This is a genomic window from Serratia sp. NA_13 (assembly GCF_052691735.1).
On sequence record NZ_JBQZFV010000002.1, the window covers coordinates 84,157 to 108,606 of the forward strand.

Consider the following 24,450-nt stretch of genomic DNA (forward strand, 5'->3'; position numbering starts at 1 on the left):
GGGAAAAGATGCTAATTCGCCATTTTATCAAGCCATTGAGCCTGGGTGCACTGTTGGTGCTGGCCGGTTGTAGCACCAAAACCACGACCACTACGCCGGTGCAACGTCCGGCAGACGTCAAAGCCCAACTGGTGCGGTTAATGCCGGCCAACACCGCAGACCGCCAGGGGTGGGCCACCGATATCACCGCTGCCTTTGCCGCGCAGGGCATTGAACCCAGCGACCAGAACCTGTGTTCGGTGCTGGCGGTCACCGAGCAGGAGTCGACCTTCCAGGCTAACCCGCCGGTGCCGGGGCTGCCAAAAATCGCCTGGAAAGAGATCGACCGCCGCGCCGACCAGCTGCATATTCCCAACTTCCTGGTGCATACCGCCCTGATGATCAAATCACCGAGCGGCAAGAGCTACCGCGAGCGGCTCGATAAGGTGCGCACCGAAAAAGACCTGAGCGATATCTTTGATGACATGATTAATTCGGTGCCGATGGGGCAAAGGTTGTTTGGCAGCCTGAATCCGGTGCATACCGCCGGGCCGATGCAGGTGAGTATTGCCTTTGCCGAAGCCCATGCCAAAGGCTACCCGTACCCGATTGACGGCACCATCCGCCGCGAAGTGTTCAGCCGCCGTGGCGGTATGTATTTCGGTATCGCTCACCTGTTGGGCTACCCGGCCAACTACAGCCAGCCGATTTATCGCTTTGCCGACTTCAATGCTGGTTGGTACGCCAGCCGCAACGCGGCCTTCCAGAGCGCAGTCAGCCGGGCGACGGGTATTCCGCTGGCGCTGGACGGCGATTTGATTAACTACGGTACCGACAAGCCGGGCACCACCGAGCTGGCGGTGCGTACCCTCGGTAAACGGTTGGATATGAGTAACTCGTCGATTCGTCGGGCGTTGGAAAAGGGGGATTTGCCGGAGTTTGCCGACACCGACCTGTATGAGCGAGTCTATGCCCTGGCGGAGATATCCACCGGCAAGAAACTGCCACGGGAAATGCTGCCGGGCATTCAACTGGAAAGCCCGAAAATTACCCGTAAGTTGACCACCGCCTGGTTTGCCAAGCGGGTGGATGAGCGGCGCCAGCGTTGCATGACGCGCGCTTCGGCGGGTTAAACCTGTGGGGTGCTGATAAACGCAGGATGCCTTTGCCACCCGTGGCGCATGCGTTACGTCTGGGGGCAAGGCGGCACCACCCACTACTGCAAGCCTTGCAGCAGCAGGTGGTGCAGATTTTGGGAAAATCCGCCGTTCCCTGAGCAACGGCGGATCCGGACAGGTTAAGCGCGACGCGGGTTGGTCAGGCCAAAGTTAAAGTTATTGCAGCGGCTGCAGAACTCCTTCATCACCGGCGGTGTGTCCATCATCGGCACCTTTATTTCGATAAAGATCAATTGATCCTGTCGTGAGGCGTGCTCCAGCGCCAACTCCAGCTGTTGAGTGGTTTCTACCGCCACGCAATACGGTGTCGCCTGGGTGTTGAGCACCGCAGGCAGTTTGGCGTAGTCCCACGGCCCAATATCGTTGTACGACGAATTTTCGCCGAGAATGTAACGCTCAATAGTGTAACCGTCGTTATTAATCAGGAAGATAATCGGCTTTTGCTCGTAACGCAGCAGGGTTGAAACTTCCTGTGCGGTAAGCTGGAACGAGCCATCGCCAATAAACAGCAGGTGCCGACGTTCCGGTGCGGCCATCATGGTACCCAGCAGCGCCGGCAGGGTATAACCGATCGACCCCCAAATTGGCTGATTGACCACCTGGACGCCGTCAGGCATCCGCATGCCGCCAATCGCCGCGCCCGAGGTGCCGTTTTCTACCACCAGCACGTCATCGGCCCGAATAAAGCGTTGCAGGCGCTGCCATAAATAAGCTTGATCGATTGGGGTTTCGCTCGGTGTTGCCAGCCGATGGCGCGCTTCGGGTAGCGGGGCCGGGTGATGATCTGCCACGCCTTCACCCAATGCCAGCAGCGCCTGTAGCAGGTCTGCCGTCGCCACTGCCGGATAAGAAGTCTCGCCCAGCTTCACTGAAAACGGCTGAATATCGATTTGCGCGTCGGACAGGATGCGATGCGAGAAATAGCCGGTGGTAGAGTCCACCAGCCGTACGCCGAAGCTCAGCACGCAGTCGGCGTGTGCCATGTGTTCATAGAGTTCGGGGCGTGACAGATTACCGCTGTAGCCGCCCATCCAGCCCGGCGTGGTTTCCGGAATAATGCATTTGGCCGTCGGCATGTTGGTGAGCGGGATGGCGAATTTATGCGCCACGTCGATCACTAATTGCTGTAGCTGAAAGCGATCCACCATTTGGTCGACCAGAATAATCGGTTTTTTCGCCTGTTTGATTCGCGCCAGCAACGCCATTGCTGCCAGTTGCACATTATATTTGTCGCTGGCGGGCAATTGCGGTGGTGCCACAGCCTGAGTAATTTCAATTTCTACATCACAAATATCGGAAGGCAATTGCAAATAAACCGGTTTCTTTTCCGTCCAGGCGCGGGAAATAACGCGGGGGATTTCCACCGCCGCATTTTCCGGCGTAATTAATGCCTGGGCGACGGTGAATTGTTTAAAGCAGTTCATTACGTTATCAAAGTTGCCGTCCGCCAGCGTGTGGTGCAGCAGCAGGTGGTTTTTCATGGCATGCAGCGGCGGGGTGCCGGACAGACAGACCACCGGGGCCGATTCGGCGTAGGCGCCGGCAATGCCGGACAGTGCGGCCAGGTCACCGACGCCATAGGTAGTGATCAGTGCTCCGGCACCTTTTAGCCTTGCATAGCCGTCGGCCGCATACGAAGCATTGAGTTCATTACAATTGCCGATGAACTCCAGCTTGTCATCCTGTTCAATCAGTTCCAGCAGCGCCAGATTATAGTCGCCGGGTACGCCATAAATACGATCGATGTTGAGGGTGCGGAGCTGTTGCAGGATAAAAGCCCCGATAGTGATTTTCATGTATTTCTCCGGATTTCTTATCTTTCTTTTATCAGGCAGAGAACGGCAAAATTAATTGCCGGCGATGTTGTGTGGCTAATCATGAAATAAAGCTGGGCCCTGTAGGCTGGGCTGCGCTGGTTAGCTTTAACAATTATTTAAACTATCGGCTTGTTCAAGTTACGGCGGTTGTATCGGGAGCCAGTGGCTTGTATTCGGGGGTTTACGCTGTGCTGATGCTGCATGAATTGTGTGGATACTGCCGAGGGTATTTTTCATTGAATGTAACGGATATGTAAAATCTGGCTTGTGCAGCCAGATCATGGGGCACGGGTTACGCACCCGGTACTTTTGCCTGCTGATTAAATTACTCTCTGCCATACGCCTGTTATTGGTGGCTTGGGCTTCAATTGCAGCGATGTAACTGCATATTTACAGCGACTCTGTGCGGCAGAGGCCTTAGTTTGGCAGGATCGCCGATAAAACGGCTTTTCAGTAGCGATTAAAAACGTGACCGCCGTTACATTTGTTTGCCGGAAGGGGGTAAACATTTCGCTACATCCAGAATAGAAAAGAAGTTTTACCCCAGGCCGCATAATTGCCAACACTTGCTGCCGTGGCGGTGCGATTGCGGAGTTTTCTGACAGACGCCGCCCTGGGGGAAGGGTAGCCTGAGCGCCCCAAATCGGCTCTCTCCCCTGATGGCGGCTAAACTTAACCAAGTGACAACAGGGAGCAGAAACAAGCTGGAAGAATAAGATACAGCTTGATCTTGGCGGGGTGATCGGTAAGAATCCCCGGCCTTATTTTTTACAGGAATCTATGATGTTTCTTAAACGGACAATTTTGGCTTGCACACTGGCGTTGCTATTTTCTGCACTACCTTCTTACGCTGAGGTTGGTGCAGAAAATAGCAACGCTATGCAGGTTGAAAAGCCGAGTCTGTGGCAGCGTTTCACCAGTAACGTGGCGGAAACCTGGAACAACTCTCCGAATAAAGATATCTATGTGCCAGCAATTACCTGGCATAATCGTCTGACTTACAGCCAGGAAAAAATCGACTCGTACAACGAGCGGCCGTGGGGCGGTGGCTATGGTATCTCGCGTTACGACAGTGACGGCGACTGGCATGGCCTCTATATGATGGTATTCAAGGATTCGTTCAATAAGTGGGAGCCGATCGGCGGTTACGCTTATGAGAAGATCTGGCGGCCGCTGGAGGACAAGGATTTCCGCCTTGGTCTGGGCTTTACCGCCAGCATCACCGCGCGTGATAACTGGAATTACATTCCTATTCCGGCACCGTTGCCGTTGGCCTCTATCGGCTACAAACAACTGACCTTCCAGGCCACCTATATTCCCGGTACCTACAATAACGGTAACGTGTTTTTTGGCTGGTTCCGTTGGCAGTTCTAATCACCGGCGGGTCGTTCGATTCGCCCCCCTGCTGCTGATTATTTAGCCAAAAATTTCCTGAATTCTGAAAAAATCGCGGCGTGGTCAGTTAAAAGGAACTTGTCGCCGGTTGTGGCGTCCGAACAATTGACCCAGCGCATTGCGCTTATTGCACCGGATAGACCTGCCTGATTTCCCTCGTCGCACAGGGCAATGGAAGCAGGCAGGAATGGCGAGATAACAGGAGTTTTACCCCATGAACACCAAACAACGTTTACTGTTGGCACTGACATTGACCACCGCTATGACCTGTGGCGCGGCTCAGGCAGCCGGACTGATGGATTCTCTCAGCAGTGCAGCCGGTGAACTGAGCAAGTCAGGCGGCAGTACTGGCGGCACTTCACTGTCCTCACTAACCAGCCTGTTGAACGGCGGTGACAAAGCGCTGAGCTCCAAAAGCATGACCAATGCCGCCGGCATCCTGCAGTACTGTGTGAAAAACAACGTTCTGTCAGGTAACAGCACTGAAGCGATACAGGACAAGTTGTTGAGCAAGCTGGGTATCAGCAGCCCTGAGAACGCCAAGAGCCAGGACTACCAGCAAGGGCTGGGCGGTCTGCTGCAAACCGGCGAAGGCAAGAGCCTGGATCTGAACAGCCTGGGTACCTCGCAAATTACCGAAAAAGTGAAGCAAAAGGCCTGCGATCTGGTGCTGAAGCAGGGCGCGTCATTCATTTCCTGATAATGTAAACGGCGGTTGCTTATGCACCGCCGTTTTTAATTTGTATAAGCTGAAAACATGAAAAAAATTCTGATGATCTCGCTGTTCACAGGGATGGCGATGCTACAGGGTTGCACCATGAAATCCAACGATGCGCCACCCCCACCCAAGATGAAATCAATCGGCATGGCTAATCCGGCAGACGTTTATTGCACCGAGATTGGCGGCAAATTGAATGCCAAGCAAAATGCCAACGGCCAGTATTCCACCTGTACCCTGCCTGATGGCCAGGAAATTGAAAGCTGGGAACTGTTCCGTCGTGACCACCCGGTGAAGAAATAAGCGCTCTGGTTAAAACTCACGATCGCTGATCGGCTGTAGCTGCACGCTGCCGTCCGTTTGCGGGGTTAGCGGCAGCCGCCAATTCTGCTGGCTGCTGAGGGTGAAAGGCCGGGAGCGGAAGTTACAGCCGCTTTTGATATTTCTGACCTTCAGGACATATTCGCCGGCCGGATTGGTTTTGAGATTGAAACTGCCGGCCGCGGGAATAAACACTTCTGCCAGCTGTTGCGGCTGCGGCTGGCCGGGCGTTTCCAGTTTAACCAATACCGGAAAATCGTTGTTTTGATTGTCCAGCGTCAGTTGCTGCAGGTGTCCGTTGGCCTGGTGTTCTGCCTGGTGCAGGAAACCGGCCGAGGTTGGCCAGGGTTGTCCTGCATTGTCATGCAGGGGGCCACCGCACTGTTCGCGTGCCTCGCGCAGCGGCATTTCACGCTGGATAGCCCGGTTGTAATCAGTGGGGATGACCGAGACAAACTCATCGTCATTTTGATGAGCACGCAGATAGCGCTTGGTGCTGAACACCCCAACGGCGATCAGCATAAAGAAGATAAAAATCGTCAGGCGACTCCTGAAAATCCCCCCAAACAGCCTGCCCGGCAATTGAAACAGCCACTTCACCACTTTTGACAGCATTTTTTTCCCTTAGCGCCCAAGCCGTTACGTTCTGCGGTAACGTTGCTTGCCTCAGTATAGCCAAAGCATTCAGGCTGAGGAGATCGTCTGTTGAAATACCTGCGTTTAACCGATCCCTTCTTCCAACAGCAACAGCAGTAAAAAACCGGCAAAAAACATCGCGGTAGCCAGCGGCGTATCTTTGCCTCCTTCATGCGCCTCAACCAGCAGTTCCTCCGTGACCAGATACAGCAGGGCAATCAGGCCAAAGGCCAGAAACGCCGTGAGCCAGAAGGCGCCCAGCGTGGCAATCGGCGCACCCAGCATGCCGCCGAGCGGCAGCAACAGGGCCAGACCGATCACCGCCAGCATGGCTCTTATCCGTCTGCCAAGAAAATCACGCAAATCGCCGACGATCGACAACCCGAGAAACAGCACTTCCAGCGTCAGTGCCAGGGTCAACAGCAGACCCGCTTTGGCACCGGCGGCAAAGGCGATACCCAGCACCAGTCCATCGATAAAAATGTCCACGCCGACGGCGGCGACAAAACCTGCCGGCCCCTGCGCACGTTCTCCCAGACGCCTGACCAACAGCATCAGCAACACGCCGACGATCCCACCAAGCAGTACCGGCCAGGGCGATTGCTGTTTGAGGTCGGGCAGAATTTCGGTGGCGGCGGCGGCAAACACAATACCGGCGGTAAAGTGGTGAATGATGCGCATAGTGGCAGCGCCAGGGCGGCGATAGAGTGCAACGGCGGCACCGATCGCGGTGGCGGCGGCGGGGAACAGCGTATAAAGCACGGCGGAGGTCATCAATATTCCTTTATCTGAGACGTAACACTTCAGTCAAAGTCTAGTCCAGGGCTGTCCATTTGCGATAAGGGATAAATGGGTTGTACGTTTATAAACGTTTATGTACATTCATGATCACTTATTCGCCTCTGAGAGACAGAATGTCCAAACTGCTCCCCAACCAGCGTCATGAAGCGATCCTGACCCTGCTACAGCAACAGGGGCAGGTGCTGGCGGCTGAAATGGCCGTGCGCCTGAACACCACCGAAGCCACCATTCGGCGCGATCTGCGCCAGTTGGCGGCTCAGAACCTGTGTAAGCGAATTTATGGCGGCGCACTGGCACCGACACCGGCAACCGGGCCGATTAGTACACGACTGCATTTGAGCGTTGATGAGAAACAGGCGCTGGCACTGGCTGCACTGACGCTGATCAAGCAGGGTCAGGTGATTTTCCTCGATGCCGGCAGCACCCACCTTTATCTGGCCGATCTGTTGCCCTCTGACCAACGGCTGACAGTGGTGACCAATTCGCTGAGTATCGCCGCCAAAATGCTGGCAAGGCCGGGGATCCGCACTATTTTAATTGGTGGTGAGCTGGATGCCGACATCGGTGGTTGCGTGGACGCCAAAGCGGTGCAGGAAATTGACGGCTTTCATTTCGATATCGCTTTTACCGGTATCTGCGCCTATGAGCCAGGCAGCGGTTTTTCGGCGCTGAATTATCAGGATGCCCAGTTCAAGAAACGCCTGCTGACGCGTTGCGGAAATGTGGTGGTGCTCTGTACCGGCGACAAATTGAATACCTATGCCCCTTACAGCTTCCTTCATGCCAGCCGCGTTGATTATTTGGTGGCACCTCCCGGCAAGCACACACAGCTCGAACAGCAGGTGACCCACAGCGGTGGCAAGGTGTTGTACAGCGATTCATCAATTGGAGACTGAAATGAAAATAGCCCATGTTGCCCTGTGGACCCGTGATATTGATGCGCAGGTGGCGTTCTGGCAGCGTTACTTCAACGGCGTGGCCGGAGAATTATATGTCAGCAACAACCGTCCGGGTTTTGTTTCCCGTTTTGTCAGCCTGGCCAGCGGCCCAACGCTGGAGATCATGAGTTTGCCGGAGTTGCTGCCGGCGGAGCAGGCCAATGAACGAGTCGGCTGGGCGCATATTGCGCTGTCGCTAGGCGATCAGGGCCTGGTCGATCAACTGGCGCAGCGCGCGCAGCAGGAGGGGATCCTGCAAGCGCCGCCGCGCTGGACTGGCGATGGCTTTTACGAAGCGATCATTTGCGATCCGGACGGTAACGCCATAGAAATCACCGGTTGATCACTCTTCTTCGATAGTCGCGAACCGTTGCGCCAGATAGTCAAGCAGCAGCCGCACCGCCGGCAATAGCCCACGGCGTGACGGGTAAACCGCATGCACCACGCCGCCCTGTGGCTGCCAGCCGGGTAACAGTTGCACCAGCTCGCCACGCAACATGTCGTCGCGCATCATCATCGACGGCAATTGTACAATACCGGCACCGGCAATCGCCGCGGTACGCAACATCAGCATATCGTCGGTGACCAGCCGTGGCCGGTGTTCCCATTCCACTTTCACGCCGTCCGGCCCGGTCAACTGCCACAGATGCTGTGCACGCGCCGGCCCGAGATCGAGCGTGGGGTACTTATGCAGATCCTCCGGTCGTTGCACTGGGCCGAGGGTGCGTACCAATGCCGGGCTGGCGGCGATACACCAGGTGCGCTGCGCCAGGATCTTCAGTACCAGATCGCTGTCTTCCAGCGGCGGTGGCCGCACGCGGATCGCCAGATCCAGCCCTTCACCCACCACATCTACCCGGCGGTTGGTGGCGTCCAGGTGTACCGTGACTTGCGGGTAATCGGCCATAAAGGCCGCCACCATGCTGCCGACCTGAGTATGCAGGATCGCCACCGGGCAGGACATGCGCACTGTGCCGCAGGGTTCGGCGCGGGTTTGTTCGATTGCCTGTTGTGCCGCATCGGCTTCCACCAGCATCGCCTTGCAGTGTGCGTAGTAATTCAGCCCCACGTCGGTGACGGAAAAACGCCGCGTCGAGCGTTGGATAAGGCGCACGCCCAGACGTTCTTCCAACAGTGCCACGCGGCGGCTCAGTTTGGACTTGGGAATACCCAGCGCCCGACTGGCGGGGGCGAATCCCTGATGGTCGACCACGCTGGCGAAATAAAACAGATCGTTCAAATCAGTGAACATCGCCTGTCCTTATCGTTCCATATATAGAACGCTGAGTGTACATCTTGCCTACTACTGCAGCAAATGGCGTTGGATTAAACTTCTGGCATCAACCTAAGGTCGTGAGACCTGAAACAGGAGTCCAAGATGAAAAAGATCCTCGGTATTTACAACAGCCCTGAAGCCCATTGGGTCGGCAACGGCTTCCTGGTGAATTCGCTGTTCTCCTATAACGATCTGGGGGCGGAAATGAGCCCGTTCCTGCTGTTGGATCATGCGGCGCCAACCAAGTTTCGTTCTGCTTCCGGCACCCGTGGCGTTGGCCAGCACCCGCATCGTGGGTTTGAAACGGTGACCATCGTCTATCAGGGGGAAGTCGAGCATCGCGATTCCACCGGCAGCGGCGGGGTGATTGGCCCCGGCGACGTGCAGTGGATGACAGCCGCTTCGGGTATTTTGCATGAAGAGTTCCATTCACGGGATTTCTCGCGCAACGGCGGCACCATGGAAATGGTGCAGTTGTGGGTAAACCTGCCGGCCAAGGACAAAATGGCTGAGCCAGGTTACCAGACGCTGCTGAATGCGGATATCCCGGTGGTCTCACTGGCGGACGGCGCAGGGCAGGTTCGGGTGATTGCCGGTAGCTTCGGCGACGCAGCAGGCCCGGCACGCACTTTCAGCCCGCTCAATGTCTGGGACATGAAGCTGAACGCCGGTCACACCACCACGCTGACGGTGAAAGAAGGCCATACGCTGGCGCTGGTGATGCTGCACGGTGCCATTCATGTTAACGGCGAGGAAGTGGTGCGTGAAACCCAAATGGTCAGGTTTGACCGTGCGGGGGATTCAATCACTATCGAAGCCAATAATGACGTCAGCTTGCTGGTACTGAGCGGCGAGCCCATCGACGAACCAATCGTCGGCTACGGCCCGTTTGTGATGAACAGCGATGCGGAAATTCAGCAGGCTTTCCATGACTTCAACGGTGGCAAGTTTGGCAGCATGGTGGCAAAGCACGAAGCCGTCTAAGCTCAATCCACACCTCAGAACCGGATCTGGAAGCACAGTTCCGGATCCGGTTCTATACTTTAAGACAATCTCTGCGCTCTGGCCTTATCGGCCAAGGGCAACTTTAGCCGCAATAATCAAAACCCCACAGGAGTAAACCATGACTGCAAATTATAAGCGCCTCGATAAGGATCAGGCCGCCGTATTGCTGGTGGATCATCAAGCAGGACTGCTTTCACTGGTACGAGATATCGATCCCGATCGTTTTAAAAACAACGTACTGGCATTGGGTGATTTAGCGAAGTATTTCAATCTGCCGACCATCCTGACCACCAGTTTTGAAGATGGCCCCAATGGCCCGCTGATGCCGGAGCTAAAAGCGCAATTCCCCGATGCGCCCTTTATCCCTCGTCCCGGACAGATCAATGCCTGGGACAACGATGACTTCGTCAAGGCAGTGAAAGCCACCGGTCGTAAGCAATTGATTATCGCCGGTGTAGTTACCGAAGTGTGCGTGGCCTTCCCGGCACTATCTGCTCTCAGTGAGGGTTTTGAGGTGTTTGTGGTCACCGATGCCTCCGGCACCTTTAATGAGTTGACCCGTCAATCGTCCTGGAGCCGTATGGAAGCGGAAGGCGCGCAGTTGATGACTTGGTTCGGGGTTGCCTGTGAACTGCACCGCGATTGGCGCAACGACGTCGAAGGGCTGGGTACCCTATTTGCGAACCATATCCCCGACTACCGCAACCTGATGACCAGTTACAATACGCTGACCAACGGCAAGTAATGTAATACAGGAAGCACACCTCGATTATTCTTTACATAATCCTTAATTTTTCATCACGTTAGAGGTGGTATGTAAGCAAAGATCATCTGAGGTGAAAAGGTCGCGAAAAGCGACTTTCTCATGGGCCGGGGGCGGAGTAGGTTAAATCCAACCCCGGCAAATGAGATCAATAACATGAAAAATACCGTCAAAGTACTGGCACTGCCTTTTCTGGCTGGCTTGACGCTGTTCAGCGTCAGTGCGCTTTCTGCTCCGGCTGATAAAAACGCCCCTCCACCGACTGAGCAAGGCTTTCGCTTGCCGCCGTTCCCTGGTGGGCCTATGCCCAAACCGGGTTTCTGCCACAGGGGGGAGCTATTCTGCGCGACTTCCGCCAGTGATAATCCGACTGAAACCATCAATAAGCTAACCTCGGTGATCCCGGCCAGTAGTGCCAAACATTATGAGGTGCGTATCTCCGTGGTAGCCTTGCCGGATAACCCACCGGTTCCGCCTGCGCCTTAAACGAGCCTGCTGGTACTGAGGGGGAATGCGCGTTAGTCTGGTGGCAACCCCTCAGGAGGCAGGATGAATCGGCCAGGACTCCCCCCTTATCTACAGCCCGGTGATCGGGCATTGTTATTCGATGGTGAATGTAATCTGTGCCACGGGCTGGTGCGATTTTTGATCCGTGCCGATCGGCAGGGCAAGATCCTGCTGGCCACGGTGCAATCCGAGGAAGGGCAGGCCATTCTGCGCTGGCTGGCGTTACCCACCGATCGTTTTGACTCCATTGTTTATCTGGAGCAGGGCCAGCATTGGCTGCGCTCGGCGGCCTTCTTTCAGGCACTGCAACAGTTTGGCAGGCCATTTCGCCTGCTGGCGTTGGCTCGCTTTCTGCCGTCACGGCTGGCGGAGGCGTTTTACAATGCGGTGGCGCGTAACCGCTATCGGCTGTTTGGCCGCAACGACGGCACTGCCTTGCCTGGGCTGGAGTTGCCGGAGCGCTATCTGCATCATCGTGGTGAATAAACCCGCTGAGCTTTACTCTTCTTTACCCTTTAATCGATTGAAATATCAGCATTCCGGCCCTATATAATGGAACGGTCAGCCAATAGGGAGAGAGTATGGGAATCAGTGAAGAAGAGCACATCCGCCGTTTAAGTCAGGAAAAGAATACGATGGGGAATACGGCGAAATGGGTAGCGATTGTCTCTGCCATTTACTTTACCCTGATGGTGTTTTACGGCCATCCGATCGGCGTGCTGACCATGTCCGGGCTGATTTTTATCGTCTCCACCACCACCTGGCTGAAGAAACGCCAGAAGGTGAAGTCCTACCGCCGGAAACTGGCGAAAATTAACGATGAACCCCCGTCTCAGCAGCTCTGATAGGCGCTGCGCGTGATGCTGTATACCAGGCTTGGCCTATCGCCGGGTACGTCATCGAGGGTATCCACCAGACGCAAACCTGCTTTTTCCAGGACGCGGCGCGAGGCCAGATTCTTTTCACGAACAATCGCGGAAATTTCTGCCAGCCGCAGCTGTTCGAAACCATATTTCAGCGAGGCTTGCGCCAGTTCCGTAGCTAATCCACGGCCCCAAACCTGCGTATCAAAACGATAGCCCAGGTTCACCGTACGTTGGGCCCCCAGAGGCCGCCAGGAAATCCCGCCAAATCCAATAATCCACTCCGGCCGTTCATGCAGCGCAATCGCCCAGGAACCATAGCCGTGCTGCCGCCAGTTTTCGATCCTTTCTGACAGCGCCTGTTGTGCCAAGTGTTCACTGGCGACAGGTCCGGCGGGATTAAAGCGTTGAGTTTCCGGATCGCCAAAAATAGCGTAAAAGCGGGCAACATCGTCGGCCACCGGCGGACGCATCAGCATACGGGCGCTAACAAAAGGGCGGGTAGAGGGAATTTGTGGCATGGCTTCTCGTCACTTGCAGTTAATGGCAAGGGTTAACTGTAGACCAGGATGCGGGGAACAAGAAATAGTAAACCCCTCCCCGGGCGGAGAGGGGGCAGCATCAGATAAACGAATCGTCGTCGCCGTAGTCGTCATCAGAGAAGTCGGTATTATCGTCGTTTTGATAATCCGCGTTCTGGAAGCCATTGTCCTGATTGAGGAAGCGACTATCGCCACCGTTGAAGGTGTCGAGGTTGTTAGAGGCGTCGAAATTGCTCATCGCACTGTCATCCACCGGCGTTGCCGGGGGCTCATCGATAATGTTCACAATCTCTTGCGGTTGCGAATGACGGAACATGCCGGTCAGCATATCGGCCAATACCACCCCGCCTGCCACACCGGCTGCGGTTTGCAATGCCCCACCAAGGAACCCACCGGCACGTGAAGGTGCCGCCTGTGGTGGCTGGCTGTAAGCCGGTTGTTGCTGCTGTTGTGGAGCATAGCCCGGTTGCGGCTGATTGTTCCAGGCCGCGTTATTCTGTTGTTGCGCCTGGAACTGCTCGCGCGGGCTTGGCGTGTTACGGTTACCGCCGCCGAACAGCCCGGCCAGAAAACCACCGCTGCTTGGCTGGCTGGCGTTATTTTGCTGCTGTTGGGCAAGTTGGCCTTCCAGATCTTTCACTCGCTGATCCAACTGTTTGAGCGCCGCTTCCTGAATGATCATCGCCTGCGCCATGTAATAGGGTGCGGAAGGCTGTTCACGGATGTGCTGGTTGATTTGCTGCTCTGCCTGGAGATCCCTTTGGCCCGTCTTGGTCTCGGCTTCTTTCAAGCGGCCAAACAGACCATCGATAAGACGTTGTTCTTCGGATTGCATAGGATTACCTCAAGGAGATGAATAACGTTACTGGATGAAGAATATCATCGGTGGCCACCACCCTAGCGCGTTTATATGAACCAATAAACAAATGGCAGGTAAACCTGTTTATGAATTTGTTACCAGTTACGGCAGAGGGATCAGCATCACCAGCTTCAACCCGCTATTTTCCGCCGGGTTAAACGTCAGTTGCCGATAGCGCAGCTGCCCCTGTTGCAAATGGGTAAACACACGCTCGCCTCCTTCTCTTGCCAGCACGTCCTGTTGTTTCCACCAGTGGTTAAAGGCCTCACTGTTGTGCGTCATGTTGCGTACGAAAGCGCGCATTTCTTCGGTGTTCTGATGGTGACTGGTTTCGGCCCGAAATTCGGCGACCACGCGTCGTGCACGGTTGTCCCAGTCGCTGACCAGGGTTTTGGCCAACGGGTGGAAAAACATAAAGTGCAGCAGATTGGGGGTAGCGGCCTGGCCCAGCCAACCGCTGAACAGGCTTTCCGCCTGCGGGTTCCAGGCAACGACTTTCCAGGTGATATCCAGCAGGTAGCAGGGCACCGTTACCTGGTGAACGCTTTGCAACACGGCGCTGTTTGCCGTTTCCTGATGATGCTCTTGTTCTGGATCGGCCACTCGCGCCAGGGTAAACAGGTAGTGACGTTCGGCTGCCCCCAGGCGTAGCGCTTTGGCAATGCGTGCCAGCGTATGGGGGGATATGGAAACTTCGCGCCCCTGTTCGATCCAGGTATACCAGGTGGCGCTGATACCGCTGATTTGGGCCAGCTCTTCACGGCGCAGGCCGCTGGTGCGACGGCGTGGGGCGCAGGGTAAACCCAGCATTTCCGGTGTGATGCGTTCCCGGTGTGCGCGCAGGAAGGCACCGAGGGCTTTAGGGCCGGATAAGGCTTCTGATTGCATAGACTGGTACCTCCTTATACTAGGATAACTGCTTATATTGTACCCGTATAATAAGCTGATTATAGTCATTAAAAGCCATCCGGCACAGGCGAAAGCCATACAATAAAGGGAGCAACTATGAGCATCGGCAATAGCCATAAAAGTGCGGTCGACCGTCAGTTTGGCGAGCAGGCCAGCGCCTATCTGACCAGTGCAGTGCATGCACAGGGAAAGGATTTACAGCGGCTGGCACGATTGTTGGAACCCGATACCAACGCCAAATTACTGGATCTGGGGTGTGGCGCGGGTCATGCCAGCTTTGCCGCGGCAGCCAAAGTGGCGCAGGTGGTGGCCTATGATTTATCGGCGCAGATGCTGGCAGTGGTAAGCCAGGCGGCGGCAGATAAAGGCTTCAACAACATTCAGGTGCAGCAGGGCGTGGCAGAATCGTTGCCGTTTGACGATGCCAGCTTTGATGTGGTGATCAGCCGTTACTCGGCGCACCACTGGCATGACGTGGGGCAGGCGCTGCGCGAAGTTCGGCGGGTATTGAAACCGGGTGGCAGGGCCATCTTTATGGATGTGGTTGCACCGGGGCATCCGCTGTTGGATATCTATCTGCAAACCGTAGAAGTACTGCGCGATACTTCACATGTGCGCAATTACACACCAGGTGAATGGCTGAGTCTGCTGACAGAGTCTGGATTGTTGGTTCGGGAGGTGACGTCGGATCGGCTTTATCTGGAGTTCAGCAGTTGGGTGGAGCGCATGCGTACACCAGAGCATTTCGTCACTGCGATTCGCGCGTTGCAACAGGGACTTTCTGAAGATGTGTTGCAGCATTTTGCCATCAAGCCGGACGGTTCATTCACCAGCGATATTATGATGTTTGAAGTTATCAGAGGTTAAATAATTCAGGGCAGCCGATATACCCTTCATTTTCCCGATAGCAATCGGAAATTCATGGGATATAGCGGCTGCCCTGACAGACTATTACCGGGCAGACATTATTTCTTGTCTTCCAGCAGGCAGCGATAAATCAGACCGCCAATAGCCCCACCTACTAATGGCACCAGCCAGAATACCCAAAGCTGTTGCAAAGCCCAGGTTCCCTGGAATATTGCCACGCCGGTACTGCGCGCTGGGTTAACGGAAGTATTGGTTACCGGAATACTGATCAGGTGAATCAGGGTTAACGTTAAACCAATGGCCAACGGAGCAAAGCCGGCAGGCGCACGTTTATCTGTTACACCATGAATCACGATCAGGAAGAATGCGGTCAGTACCAATTCAATAACGATAGCGGACTGCAGAGAATAGCCGCCCGGTGAGTGTTCACCGTAACCGTTGGAGGCAAAGCCGCCGCCGGTAGCGTCAAAACCTGCCTTGCCGCTGGCGATCAAATACAACACCGCTGCTGCAGCAATACCACCAATAACCTGAGCAATCACATAGGGGATCACGTCTTTAGCGGCGAAACGGCCACCGGCAAACAATCCCACGGTAATCGCCGGGTTAAAGTGCCCGCCGGAAATATGACCAACGGCATAAGCCATGGTGACCACGGTCAAACCAAAAGCGAGCGCGACACCAAGAAAACCAATACCCAGCTGTGGAAATGCTGCTGCTAATACTGCGCTACCACAACCACCGAACACCAACCAAAATGTGCCAAAAAATTCGGCAAAAAGTCGCTTTGACATAGACTCCATCCTACGGAAAATACTAACGGGCGTTAGCACTAAAAACTATAGAACACCTTTTTCAATTAATGCAGGTTTCTATCGGGATTATTCTTAATGCAGTTTGAGTAACGACAGGTATTAAATCCCCGCCAATTAACTTTGTCTATGCGAAAACGCCTATATTTTGAGGGTCAGAGCGCGTTTGCTGATTTTTTTATCGCTGTTATAAGAATTTACCCTAAGCTTAAGCGGTATAGGTATTTATGGCTAAAAATAGCTACGATTAAATTCGATTTATCATATGATTTTTCCATTGGGTTTATCAGAGTTAATTGTTAATTCCTATTTGATATATTTAATTTTTACGATAATTCATGGTATTAGGTCTGTCTGTCATCAAATCGTCATGCAGAACTAATACCTTAGCAAGCTGCCAACTTCACACCCTTAACTCTGAGCCATAACCATGAAAATAAAATCGGTTTCGCTGTTAATCAGTTCGTTGTTTCCTCTGTTCTCCTATGCTGCCACTGACGTTGAGGCAGCGCGCTATGTGGTCAGCTTTCCCGGTGGCGAACATGTGAGCTATCAAGGCGCATTCGCCAGGAATTTCCCACAGGGGTTGCCTGTAGGTATTGGCTCGGGCCTGGTATTCAATGGTCGTGAAGGCCAGGAACTGCTGTTGACCACCCTGACCGATCGTGGCCCTAATGCTGATGCACCAGCGGTTGGGGAACAGGAAGCAAAAATTTTCGCCAACCCGGAGTTCGTTCCGTTGTTGATGGATATCCGTGTCGGCGGCGGCAAAGCGGTTGCCGGCAATGCACGCCCGCTGCATGACCAGCAAGGGCCGATCAGCGGGTTGCCGCTGCCGGCGGGTCTGATTGGTTCCACCAACGAAGTGGCACTGAGCGATACGCTGAAAACCTTGCAGGGCGATCGGCGTGGGCTGGATACCGAAGGTATCACTGCGGACGGCAAGGGCGGTTACTGGCTGTGTGACGAATACGGCCCGTTCCTGATCCATATCGACAGCCAGGGCAAAATCCTCGCCAAATACGGCCCAACGCCGGAGCAGGGCGAGCAGGCGGTGGCGGGCGGGTTACCGAATATCATCAAGTGGCGTCAGCCGAATCGCGGTTTTGAAGGTATCACCCGGATGCCGGACGGACGGATTTTAGCGGCGGTACAGAGCACGCTCGACGTTGAGGGTAAAAGCAAGAACAAGGCGCAGTTCACCCGTCTGGTCAGTTTTGATCCCGCCAGCGCTAAAACGACGATGTACGGTTACCCGATCGATATCGACAGCTATAAAAAAGCCAAAGACGCCAAGGTCGGCGACATTGTGGCGGTCGATAACCAGCACATCCTGTTGGTTGAGCAGGGCAGTGATAAAGACAAGCAGATGCTCAACAAGATCTACCTGGTTGATCTCAGCCAGGCAACTGACCTGACGGCTTTTGACGGCAAGGGCAAGGCGCTGGAATTTGACGATGCGAAAGATCTCGCTAAACGCGGCGTGAAGCTGGCACAGAAGCGCGAAGTGGTGGATCTGCGCAAATTGGGCTGGCAGCAGGAGAAAGTGGAAGGTTTGTCGTTGATTGACGATCGCACCTTAGCCGTCATCAACGATAATGATTTTGGCCTGCAGGCCAAGTTGGTGGACGCGCAGCCGAAGGCCAAGAAAATCGGCGATTATCAGTTGGATCAACAGGGCAAGCTGAGCCTGGATGGCAAAACCGTCTCGACCCGTATCGAATTGCAGCCGCTGGAAAAACCGGAGTCGCTCAGCGAACTCTGGGTATTGACGTTGCCGCAATCGCTGAAGTAAACACCAGGACAGGGGGCATGCCCCCTGTTTCCTTCCTTATATGATAGCGTCGCGGCTAGCCTGCGATGCTCTGCCACGCGAGATGCTTACCCATACCGCTACTGCCACCATAATCAACGTGGTCAGGTCGTTCACCATCAATAAATCGGTGAGATAGGCAATCAGCACCAGTGCCGTCCAGGACTCCATTTCGCTGAGGGTGGAGCCGGTGATCAGAATGGTGTCTCCCAGCGCGACGATCACAAACAGTTGGCAGCGTTCTGCCAGGTGATGGCCTTCAATCGTCCATTCGCTGCTGCGGTCGGAGCGGCCAAGCACCGGTCAGCGTCAGGTGATGCAGCAGATAATGGGAAAGTTGGGTAACGGCAAAAACGTAGATCAGATCGAACAGCAGTTCCGAAAACGAAACCGAGGCACCATGGCCATCGCGTACACGTAGCAAGGTTTGTGACATAGAGAGCCCTTCCAAAATGATAACCTTCAGCAATAGCGTAGTTCAGCCGCCCGGATATGGATGATAAATCTTAAAAACGAGATTTTTATCTTTCTATGACCAAACTGATTTTTCATTGTCATCTGTCGGGGGTATTGTTGGTCTCTCCTCTAGGAAAAATCTTCGACAAGACATATCCTCACTCGCCTTCTCCTTATTTTCGTCACAATGATTGATGTTCTTTACATTGCATTACGTCCATTTTCATTGCCTGGCCGATAATTAACTCCACTGATACGACAAAATAAACAAAAACACCTGGAGTTAATCATGAAACTATTAACTGGCATCGCAGCAGTTCTGTTGGCAGCCGCTTCGTTCTCTTCATTTGCAGCGCCGCTATCATCGGTAAAACAGGTCAGTACCGAGCAAACCAGTGGCCTGCAGAGCCTTGGCGTGGTATCGGTTTCCGGCGTCAGAGGTTCACCGTCTGATGCGGTTCACGCGCTGAAAGAAAAAGCTCAGGCGGATGGCGCCAGCCATCTGCGTATTATTGGGCTGGACACCCCGGGGGATTCCAGTAACTGGCGTGGTAATGCGGAAATCTACCGGTAATTATCAGGCAGTAAATTAAAATCGGTCACTTAAATAAGTGGCCGATAAAATAAACGGTTGTGGATAATAATCTGACCGGCAAGGCCGTTATTGGCTTACCCGATGATCATTATCGCAGCCGTTTTTTTTTGCCGGTTGTCAGTTGCATTTTATTACAACTGTGTCGGTGGTTTTAAGACTCATGTTAATGAATGCTTAAGGAATTGAGTTCAGATTGGTGGCTACTCAACCTAAGGAGGCCCCAATGTTAAATGCGACCCGGCTGCAACTGAAGAACCACTTTTCCTATCTCCAGCAGTTTATGGCTTCGCCACGCACCATTGGCACTTTGGCACCTTCCTCCCCCTGGCTGTGCCAGGCGATGCTCAATCAGATTGAATGGACAGGGGCACTGTCGATCGCGGAATTGGGTGCGGCGGATGGCGTCTTGACCAAGCGCATATTGGGACGCATGCGGGCCGATGCTTCGCTGGAGGCTTTTGAAATTCAATCAAACTTTGTCCATCAATTGCGGAAAATTGATGATCGTCGCCTGCAGGTGATGGATCGTTCGGCAGAACTGATGGCTCGCGATTACGACGTGGTGTTCTCCTGCCTGCCGCTACTGTCAATTCCGCTTAAAATCAGCATTCGTATTTTGCAGCAGGCGCAGCAATGCTTGCGTGTAAACAACGGGACATTGGTGTTGTTTCAGTACAGCCACCTGTCAGAAAAATTACTGTCCCGCTATTTCCATTGGAAGCGACTGCGGGTGGTGCGTAACTTCCCGCCGGCGTTGGTGTATATCTGCACGCCACGTTAACTAAAGCCTTTTTTCCATCACCACCACCTGGCCATCATATTGCTGCCGGCGTTCGATGGTTTGCCAGCCCCAGCCGGTATACAGCGACTCTGATTTGTCGGTAATCAGGTGCAATACGGGGTGGTTGCGCTGGCGTGCCAGTTGGACGATGGCGGCCTCCAGGCGCTGCGCAATGCCCTGACGGCGATGGTCAGGGTGAACAAACACCCCGGCCAGCCAGGGGGAAAGGTCCATCCGGTGATGATCGTCGCTCGGCCACAGGCTGGCCATGCCCAGCGGGCGTTCGTCCTCAATCATCAATAAGGTGGTGTAGTCTTCACTCGGTTGTGCACATTGGGCAAAGCGTTGACGCGTGCGTTCCAGAGTACCGCCGCGCTGCGAACCCCATTGGCCAAAGGCCCATGCGGCACAAACGTCGCTGAACTGTGGGCACTCGGTCAGTGGAATAATCTGTTGAGTCATCTCTGCACCTCCTTTTATTTGCCACTCTGGTTCAGCCGTCATCGGATTATCGACCGCTTTTTTAACTTAATAAAACCGTATTTATAGCGGTTTTGCACGCATCAGTGACGAAACTGCGTCATTCAGTGGATTTGACCCGCTCTTTGTCTGTTATGATTGAAAGTGCTAATGAGAGTGATTATCATGCGCGCATATTTTAGCTAATCCGGCTCACTGATGCGCAATTCCCTCATTTTTCTGCTGCTTTCCCTGCTGCTTGGCTTCTTTGGCGTTCAGGCAAAAATGGTCACTGACATTACGGGTCGTCAGGTTGAGGTGCCAGATAATCCGCAGCGTATCGTGCTGGGCGAGAGCCGCATGTTGTATACCCTGGCGCTGCTCGAGCCGGGAAACCCCACCCAACGTATCGTTGGGTGGCCGGAAGATATGGCGCGTTTCGATGCGCAAAGCTGGCAACTCTACACGCAGAAATTTCCGCAGATTAAAGCGATCCCCTCGATAAGCAAGGGTAATTTCCGCCAGGTAAATATTGAAAACCTGATCCGCTTGAAGCCGGACTTAGTGATCCTCGCGCGCTATGCGCGGGAAGAAGGTGACAGTGATTTATTGCTGAGTGCGTTGAGCAAGGCCGGAATTGCGGTGATCTACGTCGATTTACGGGTTGATCTGCTGCACAACACCGTGCCTAGCGTCCGCCTGTTGGGCGAAGTGCTTAACCGTCAGCAGCGCGCAGAGCAGTTCATTAACTTCTACCAACAGCATATGGCGGTGATCCAGCAGCGGCTGGCCGGTTATCAGGGACCTAAACCCAAGGTGATGTTGCACTTGCACCTCGGGCGGCGCGAAACCTGCTGCACCACGGCGGCACATGGCAACCTCGGTGATTTACTGGCCTTTGCCGGCGGCGATAATATTGCCAACGCCAGCATCAAAGGCGTCTACGGTGAGCTGAACCCGGAAACCATTCTGACCGCCAACCCCGACATCTATATCGCCACCGGCATGGCCGGGCCGCAGGGCAAGCATTTTTCCGATCTGCGCCTTGGGCCCCTGGTCACCCAGCAGGAGGCTGATGAGAGCTTTAGTCGGGTGATGCAAAAGCAGCCCATGCTCGCCAATCTGAAAGCAATAAAAAATCATCAGGCCTGGAGCCTCTGGCACAACTTTTATCTCAGCCCTTACCACGTGGTGGCGGTTGAGATGTTCGCCAAAACCTTCTATCCGGATCTGTTTGCAGACATCAACCCGCAGCAGACCTTTAAGCAGTTATATCAACAATTTTTGCCGTTACCTTTTTCAGGGACTTATTGGAGTCAGTTAAATAATGAATAACACCCAACGTGGCTGGTGGTGTGCACTGCCTTTGGCGGCCTGTGCATCGGCACCGGCGATCGCTGCCGACAAAACCGCAGACAAGGGTGAAACCCTGGTGGTGGTCGGGCAAAAACAGACCGGCGGTGTGCAAAGCTATCAGCCGCTGACCAGTGTGACCGGCACCCGCACCGAAACCAGCCTGTTGAACGTGCCGCAGGCTATTGACGTGGTGCCGCAGCAGGTGATTAGCGATCAGGCGGTCAGCAGCCTGGATGAGGCGCTGTATAACGTCAGCGGCATCACCCAGGCGAATACGTTGGGGGGAACCCAGGACGCCGTGATGAAGCGTGGCTTTGGCGATAACCGCGACGGCTCAATTTTACGCGACGGCGTGCGCTCAGTGCAGGCGCGCAACTTTACCCCAACCACCGAACGGGTTGAGGTGCTGAAAGGCCCGGCCTCGATGTTATACGGTATGGGGGAACCGGGCGGGATGATCAATATGATCACCAAAAAGCCGCAGTTGCAGCAGCACACCCATGTGGAAGGCTGGGGCAGCAGCTTCAAGGGCGGTGGCGGCCAGTTGGACGTTACCGGGCCGCTGGGGACTTCAGGTTTTGCCTATCGGATGATTGTCGACCACGACGAGACCGACTACTGGCGCAACTTTGGCCGCAACCGTCAGACGGTGATCGCACCGTCGCTGATGTGGTATGGCGAGAGCACCACGGTGCGCGTTGCCTACGAGCATATGGAATATTTGGTGCCCTTCGATCGGGGTACCATCATTGATTCACGTACCGGCAAACCGGTGAATACGCCGCGCGATCGTCGTTTCGACGAAAGCTATAACGCCACGCGTGGCGATCAGGACAGCGTTACCCTGCAGGTTGATCAAGTGTTGAACGAGAGTTGGAAAAGCTCGCTGACCTACGCTTATAGCCGCAACAGCTACAGCGATAACCAGGCACGTGCGCTGGCTCTGGATCCTGAAACTGGCGTACTGACGCGCCAGGCCGACTCCACCGCCCATGCCGTCAGCCATGCCAACGCGGTACAGCTGACGCTTAACGGTGACGTCGACTGGGGCAGCATCAACCACCAGATGTTGTTCGGCTTTGATTTTGAAGATAATCGCACCTACCGCGGCGATATGATCCGCGGCAAGAAGAACAGCGATTTCAATATCTACAATCCTGTTTATGGCCAGATGCCTACCTCGAACGCCGTCAGCGCCAAAGACAGCGATCAGCGTGAAAACCTCACCAGCTACGGCTGGTTTATGCAGGACTCCGTACAGCTGACCGATAAATGGCTGGTGATGGGCGGGCTGCGTTACGATGCCTTTGACGTGCTTGCCGGCAAAGGGCGACCGTTTGTGACCAATACCGACAGCTCTGACGGCAAACTGGTGCCCCGCACCGGGGTGGTCTACAAGCTGACGCCGTATGTGTCGCTGTACAGCAGCTATACCGAGTCTTTCAAACCGAACTCTTCTATCGCCAGCCAGATTGGTTCGCTACCGCCGGAACAGGGCAAGGCCTGGGAAGTGGGCAGCAAGGTTGAATTACCCAACGGTGTCACCGGTACCCTGGCCTTGTTCGATATCACCAAACGCAACGTGATGGTCAGCGAACTTGTGAATGGCGAAACCGTGACCCGCACCGCCGGGCGCGTGCGCTCGCAGGGTGTGGAGCTGGATGTCGCGGGCAATATTACCGACTCGTTGAGCCTGATCGGTTCTTATGCCTATACCGATGCGCGGGTGGTGGATGATCCTGACAACAAGGGCAAGGAAATGACCAACGTGGCTCGCCACACGGCTTCACTGTTCCTGACGCAGGATTTGGGTTCCCCAGGGCTATACAGCGGAGACAACGTGCGCATGGGGGCCGGTGCACGTTATGTGGGCCGCCGCCCTGGCGATGCTGCCAACAGTTTTAATCTCGATAACTACACCGTCGTCGATGCCTTCGCCGCTTACACCATGCCGGTCAATGGCTATCGGGTGAAATGGCAGTTGAACGTGAAGAATCTGTTCGACAAAACCTATTACCCTTCCAGCGGCGGTAATTTGCGTGTGGCGGTGGGGGAACCACGTGAAGTGGTGCTGCGTGCCAGCGTCGACTTCTAATTTGGTGGGCCGATAAGCCAGTTCGGCGGCGGGTATCTGCCGTCGGATAAATCTGGTTAAATAGCCGGCCTGTTGTTAAGGAGAATCCGATGAGCCTGAAGATCCGTTTGGCGCAACTGCAGGATATTGCTCAACTGATCGCCGTCGAACGGTCGGCTGCGCAGTTATTTCATCAACAACCGGCTTGGGCTTTTATTGCCGAAGGCCCGGTGATGGATGCACGGCAGCATACTGATTTTATTCAGCAGCGGCAGGAATGGCTGGCGGAAAGCACCGTAGGTGAGGTGGTCGGGTTTATCGCGGTGACGGCGCAACAGCAGGATTGGCATATCGCCGAACTTTCGGTTGCCGCCAACTGGCAACGTCAGGGCATTGGACGTCGGTTGATTGCCGAGGTCGCAGCACAAGCCAGGTTGAAGGGCGCGCAGCGCCTGACGCTGACCACCTTTATCGAGGTGCCCTGGAATGCTCCCTATTACCAACGGCTGGGGTTCCGGCCAATAGCCCCTGAGCGGCTCAGTGCATCATTGAGCTCTCGGTTGGCGCAAGAGGTGGCGGACGGCTTCACCGTCGGCAGTCGCTGTGCCATGGAATTTACACTATCGTAAATATTGAAATACAAGATGATGGCGGTATGATGCAGCAACCACGCCATCGCAGGATCAGCACGCCGGGTTTTGGCGAGCAAATGCACTCAAGTCACCGTATA

Annotated in this window: 27 protein-coding genes and 1 pseudogene; 18 read left to right on the forward strand and 10 right to left on the reverse strand. The window is 54.6% G+C overall.

Going from position 1 to position 24,450, the window contains the following annotated elements; translation table 11 throughout:
• The first annotated feature begins 8 nt into the window (after positions 1 to 8).
• The gene (locus ACUTSU_RS03890; protein WP_445649639.1) at positions 9 to 1,112 is read left to right on the forward strand and encodes a DUF1615 domain-containing protein; all 1,104 of its coding nucleotides are present in this window, start codon (positions 9 to 11) and stop codon (positions 1,110 to 1,112) included.
• A 164-nt stretch (positions 1,113 to 1,276) separates the two neighbouring features.
• On the opposite strand, the gene ACUTSU_RS03895 is transcribed toward ACUTSU_RS03890, so the two are convergent.
• The gene (locus ACUTSU_RS03895; protein ID WP_445649640.1) at positions 1,277 to 2,953 is read right to left on the reverse strand and encodes an alpha-keto acid decarboxylase family protein; all 1,677 of its coding nucleotides are present in this window, start codon (positions 2,951 to 2,953) and stop codon (positions 1,277 to 1,279) included.
• A gap of 801 nt (positions 2,954 to 3,754) precedes the next feature.
• Between ACUTSU_RS03895 and pagP the strand changes: the two genes are divergently transcribed.
• The 3 genes from pagP to ACUTSU_RS03910 all read left to right on the forward strand — a co-directional run bounded on the left by pagP (position 3,755) and on the right by ACUTSU_RS03910 (position 5,390).
• Entirely contained in the window at positions 3,755 to 4,348 is a 594-nt protein-coding gene (gene pagP / locus ACUTSU_RS03900; protein WP_445649641.1) for a lipid IV(A) palmitoyltransferase PagP, read from the forward strand.
• A 235-nt stretch (positions 4,349 to 4,583) separates the two neighbouring features.
• On the forward strand, positions 4,584 to 5,069 hold the full coding sequence (locus tag ACUTSU_RS03905; RefSeq protein ID WP_445649642.1) for a DUF2501 domain-containing protein: 486 nt from the start codon (positions 4,584 to 4,586) through the stop codon (positions 5,067 to 5,069).
• A 57-nt stretch (positions 5,070 to 5,126) separates the two neighbouring features.
• On the forward strand, positions 5,127 to 5,390 hold the full coding sequence (locus tag ACUTSU_RS03910) for a putative hemolysin (protein ID WP_445653795.1): 264 nt from the start codon (positions 5,127 to 5,129) through the stop codon (positions 5,388 to 5,390).
• Between the two features lie 9 nt (positions 5,391 to 5,399).
• On the opposite strand, the gene ACUTSU_RS03915 is transcribed toward ACUTSU_RS03910, so the two are convergent.
• The gene (locus ACUTSU_RS03915) at positions 5,400 to 6,023 is read right to left on the reverse strand and encodes a hypothetical protein (protein ID WP_445653796.1); all 624 of its coding nucleotides are present in this window, start codon (positions 6,021 to 6,023) and stop codon (positions 5,400 to 5,402) included.
• A 105-nt stretch (positions 6,024 to 6,128) separates the two neighbouring features.
• Positions 6,129 to 6,818, reverse strand: a complete 690-nt coding sequence (locus ACUTSU_RS03920) for a transporter (protein WP_445649645.1) — start codon at positions 6,816 to 6,818, stop codon at positions 6,129 to 6,131.
• 140 nt (positions 6,819 to 6,958) lie between these two features.
• Here ACUTSU_RS03920 and ACUTSU_RS03925 point away from each other — a divergent pair, with 140 nt between their 5' ends.
• The gene (locus ACUTSU_RS03925) at positions 6,959 to 7,741 is read left to right on the forward strand and encodes a DeoR/GlpR family DNA-binding transcription regulator (RefSeq protein WP_445653797.1); all 783 of its coding nucleotides are present in this window, start codon (positions 6,959 to 6,961) and stop codon (positions 7,739 to 7,741) included.
• A 1-nt stretch (position 7,742) separates the two neighbouring features.
• Positions 7,743 to 8,126 (forward strand): VOC family protein, encoded by a 384-nt coding sequence (locus tag ACUTSU_RS03930; protein ID WP_445653798.1) that lies wholly within the window; start codon positions 7,743 to 7,745, stop codon positions 8,124 to 8,126.
• Here ACUTSU_RS03930 and ACUTSU_RS03935 read toward each other — a convergent pair whose 3' ends face one another.
• Positions 8,127 to 9,035 carry a LysR family transcriptional regulator gene (locus ACUTSU_RS03935; RefSeq protein ID WP_445649648.1) on the reverse strand — a complete coding sequence of 303 codons (909 nt, stop codon included), beginning with the start codon at positions 9,033 to 9,035 and terminating at the stop codon, positions 8,127 to 8,129.
• 126 nt (positions 9,036 to 9,161) lie between these two features.
• On the opposite strand from ACUTSU_RS03935, the gene ACUTSU_RS03940 reads away from it, so the two are divergent.
• The 5 genes from ACUTSU_RS03940 to ACUTSU_RS03960 all read left to right on the forward strand — a co-directional run bounded on the left by ACUTSU_RS03940 (position 9,162) and on the right by ACUTSU_RS03960 (position 12,179).
• Positions 9,162 to 10,043, forward strand: a complete 882-nt coding sequence (locus ACUTSU_RS03940) for a pirin family protein (protein ID WP_445649649.1) — start codon at positions 9,162 to 9,164, stop codon at positions 10,041 to 10,043.
• 139 nt (positions 10,044 to 10,182) lie between these two features.
• Entirely contained in the window at positions 10,183 to 10,809 is a 627-nt protein-coding gene (ycaC, locus tag ACUTSU_RS03945) for an isochorismate family cysteine hydrolase YcaC (protein ID WP_445649650.1), read from the forward strand.
• A gap of 174 nt (positions 10,810 to 10,983) precedes the next feature.
• Complete coding sequence (locus tag ACUTSU_RS03950; protein ID WP_445653799.1) at positions 10,984 to 11,313, forward strand: hypothetical protein; 330 nt, start codon at positions 10,984 to 10,986, stop codon at positions 11,311 to 11,313.
• Between the two features lie 63 nt (positions 11,314 to 11,376).
• Complete coding sequence (locus tag ACUTSU_RS03955) at positions 11,377 to 11,820, forward strand: thiol-disulfide oxidoreductase DCC family protein (RefSeq protein ID WP_445649652.1); 444 nt, start codon at positions 11,377 to 11,379, stop codon at positions 11,818 to 11,820.
• Between the two features lie 95 nt (positions 11,821 to 11,915).
• Positions 11,916 to 12,179, forward strand: a complete 264-nt coding sequence (locus ACUTSU_RS03960; RefSeq protein ID WP_445649653.1) for an ABC transporter ATP-binding protein — start codon at positions 11,916 to 11,918, stop codon at positions 12,177 to 12,179.
• On the opposite strand, the gene ACUTSU_RS03965 is transcribed toward ACUTSU_RS03960, so the two are convergent.
• The 3 genes from ACUTSU_RS03965 to ACUTSU_RS03975 form a co-directional block, all read right to left on the reverse strand.
• Entirely contained in the window at positions 12,167 to 12,718 is a 552-nt protein-coding gene (locus ACUTSU_RS03965) for a GNAT family N-acetyltransferase (RefSeq protein WP_445649654.1), read from the reverse strand. The genes ACUTSU_RS03960 and ACUTSU_RS03965 overlap by 13 nt on opposite strands.
• Positions 12,719 to 12,818: 100 nt before the next feature.
• Entirely contained in the window at positions 12,819 to 13,574 is a 756-nt protein-coding gene (locus ACUTSU_RS03970) for a DUF2076 domain-containing protein (protein WP_445649655.1), read from the reverse strand.
• Positions 13,575 to 13,700: 126 nt separating this feature from the next.
• Positions 13,701 to 14,486: a helix-turn-helix transcriptional regulator gene (locus tag ACUTSU_RS03975; protein ID WP_445649656.1), complete on the reverse strand. Its 786-nt coding sequence runs from the start codon at positions 14,484 to 14,486 to the stop codon at positions 13,701 to 13,703.
• 117 nt (positions 14,487 to 14,603) lie between these two features.
• On the opposite strand from ACUTSU_RS03975, the gene ACUTSU_RS03980 reads away from it, so the two are divergent.
• Positions 14,604 to 15,374: a class I SAM-dependent methyltransferase gene (locus ACUTSU_RS03980; RefSeq protein ID WP_445649657.1), complete on the forward strand. Its 771-nt coding sequence runs from the start codon at positions 14,604 to 14,606 to the stop codon at positions 15,372 to 15,374.
• Positions 15,375 to 15,472: 98 nt separating this feature from the next.
• Here ACUTSU_RS03980 and aqpZ read toward each other — a convergent pair whose 3' ends face one another.
• On the reverse strand, positions 15,473 to 16,168 hold the full coding sequence (aqpZ, locus tag ACUTSU_RS03985; protein WP_445649658.1) for an aquaporin Z: 696 nt from the start codon (positions 16,166 to 16,168) through the stop codon (positions 15,473 to 15,475).
• Between the two features lie 448 nt (positions 16,169 to 16,616).
• Here aqpZ and ACUTSU_RS03990 point away from each other — a divergent pair, with 448 nt between their 5' ends.
• Positions 16,617 to 17,981, forward strand: coding sequence for an esterase-like activity of phytase family protein (locus ACUTSU_RS03990; protein WP_445653800.1), 1,365 nt, complete (start codon positions 16,617 to 16,619; stop codon positions 17,979 to 17,981).
• A gap of 150 nt (positions 17,982 to 18,131) precedes the next feature.
• On the opposite strand, the pseudogene ACUTSU_RS03995 reads toward ACUTSU_RS03990, so the two are convergent.
• Positions 18,132 to 18,435: pseudogene (locus ACUTSU_RS03995) on the reverse strand (low temperature requirement protein A); the annotation flags it as partial.
• Positions 18,436 to 18,744: 309 nt separating this feature from the next.
• Here ACUTSU_RS03995 and ACUTSU_RS04000 point away from each other — a divergent pair.
• Both ACUTSU_RS04000 and ACUTSU_RS04005 read left to right on the forward strand, forming a co-directional pair.
• Positions 18,745 to 19,029, forward strand: coding sequence for a DUF1471 domain-containing protein (locus tag ACUTSU_RS04000; RefSeq protein ID WP_445649660.1), 285 nt, complete (start codon positions 18,745 to 18,747; stop codon positions 19,027 to 19,029).
• 244 nt (positions 19,030 to 19,273) lie between these two features.
• Positions 19,274 to 19,831, forward strand: a complete 558-nt coding sequence (locus tag ACUTSU_RS04005; protein ID WP_445649661.1) for a class I SAM-dependent methyltransferase — start codon at positions 19,274 to 19,276, stop codon at positions 19,829 to 19,831.
• Here ACUTSU_RS04005 and ACUTSU_RS04010 read toward each other — a convergent pair whose 3' ends face one another.
• Entirely contained in the window at positions 19,832 to 20,293 is a 462-nt protein-coding gene (locus tag ACUTSU_RS04010; RefSeq protein WP_135315335.1) for a GNAT family N-acetyltransferase, read from the reverse strand.
• Positions 20,294 to 20,509: 216 nt separating this feature from the next.
• Between ACUTSU_RS04010 and ACUTSU_RS04015 the strand changes: the two genes are divergently transcribed.
• From ACUTSU_RS04015 to ACUTSU_RS04025, 3 genes are all read left to right on the forward strand, one after another.
• A complete protein-coding gene (locus tag ACUTSU_RS04015; RefSeq protein ID WP_445649662.1) occupies positions 20,510 to 21,625 on the forward strand; it encodes an ABC transporter substrate-binding protein in 1,116 nt (371 codons plus the stop codon).
• On the forward strand, positions 21,618 to 23,741 hold the full coding sequence (locus ACUTSU_RS04020; RefSeq protein ID WP_445653801.1) for a TonB-dependent siderophore receptor: 2,124 nt from the start codon (positions 21,618 to 21,620) through the stop codon (positions 23,739 to 23,741). The genes ACUTSU_RS04015 and ACUTSU_RS04020 overlap by 8 nt, the downstream gene beginning before the upstream one ends.
• An 89-nt stretch (positions 23,742 to 23,830) precedes the next feature.
• Positions 23,831 to 24,349, forward strand: a complete 519-nt coding sequence (locus ACUTSU_RS04025; RefSeq protein ID WP_445649664.1) for a GNAT family N-acetyltransferase — start codon at positions 23,831 to 23,833, stop codon at positions 24,347 to 24,349.
• The last annotated feature ends 101 nt before the right edge of the window (positions 24,350 to 24,450 follow it).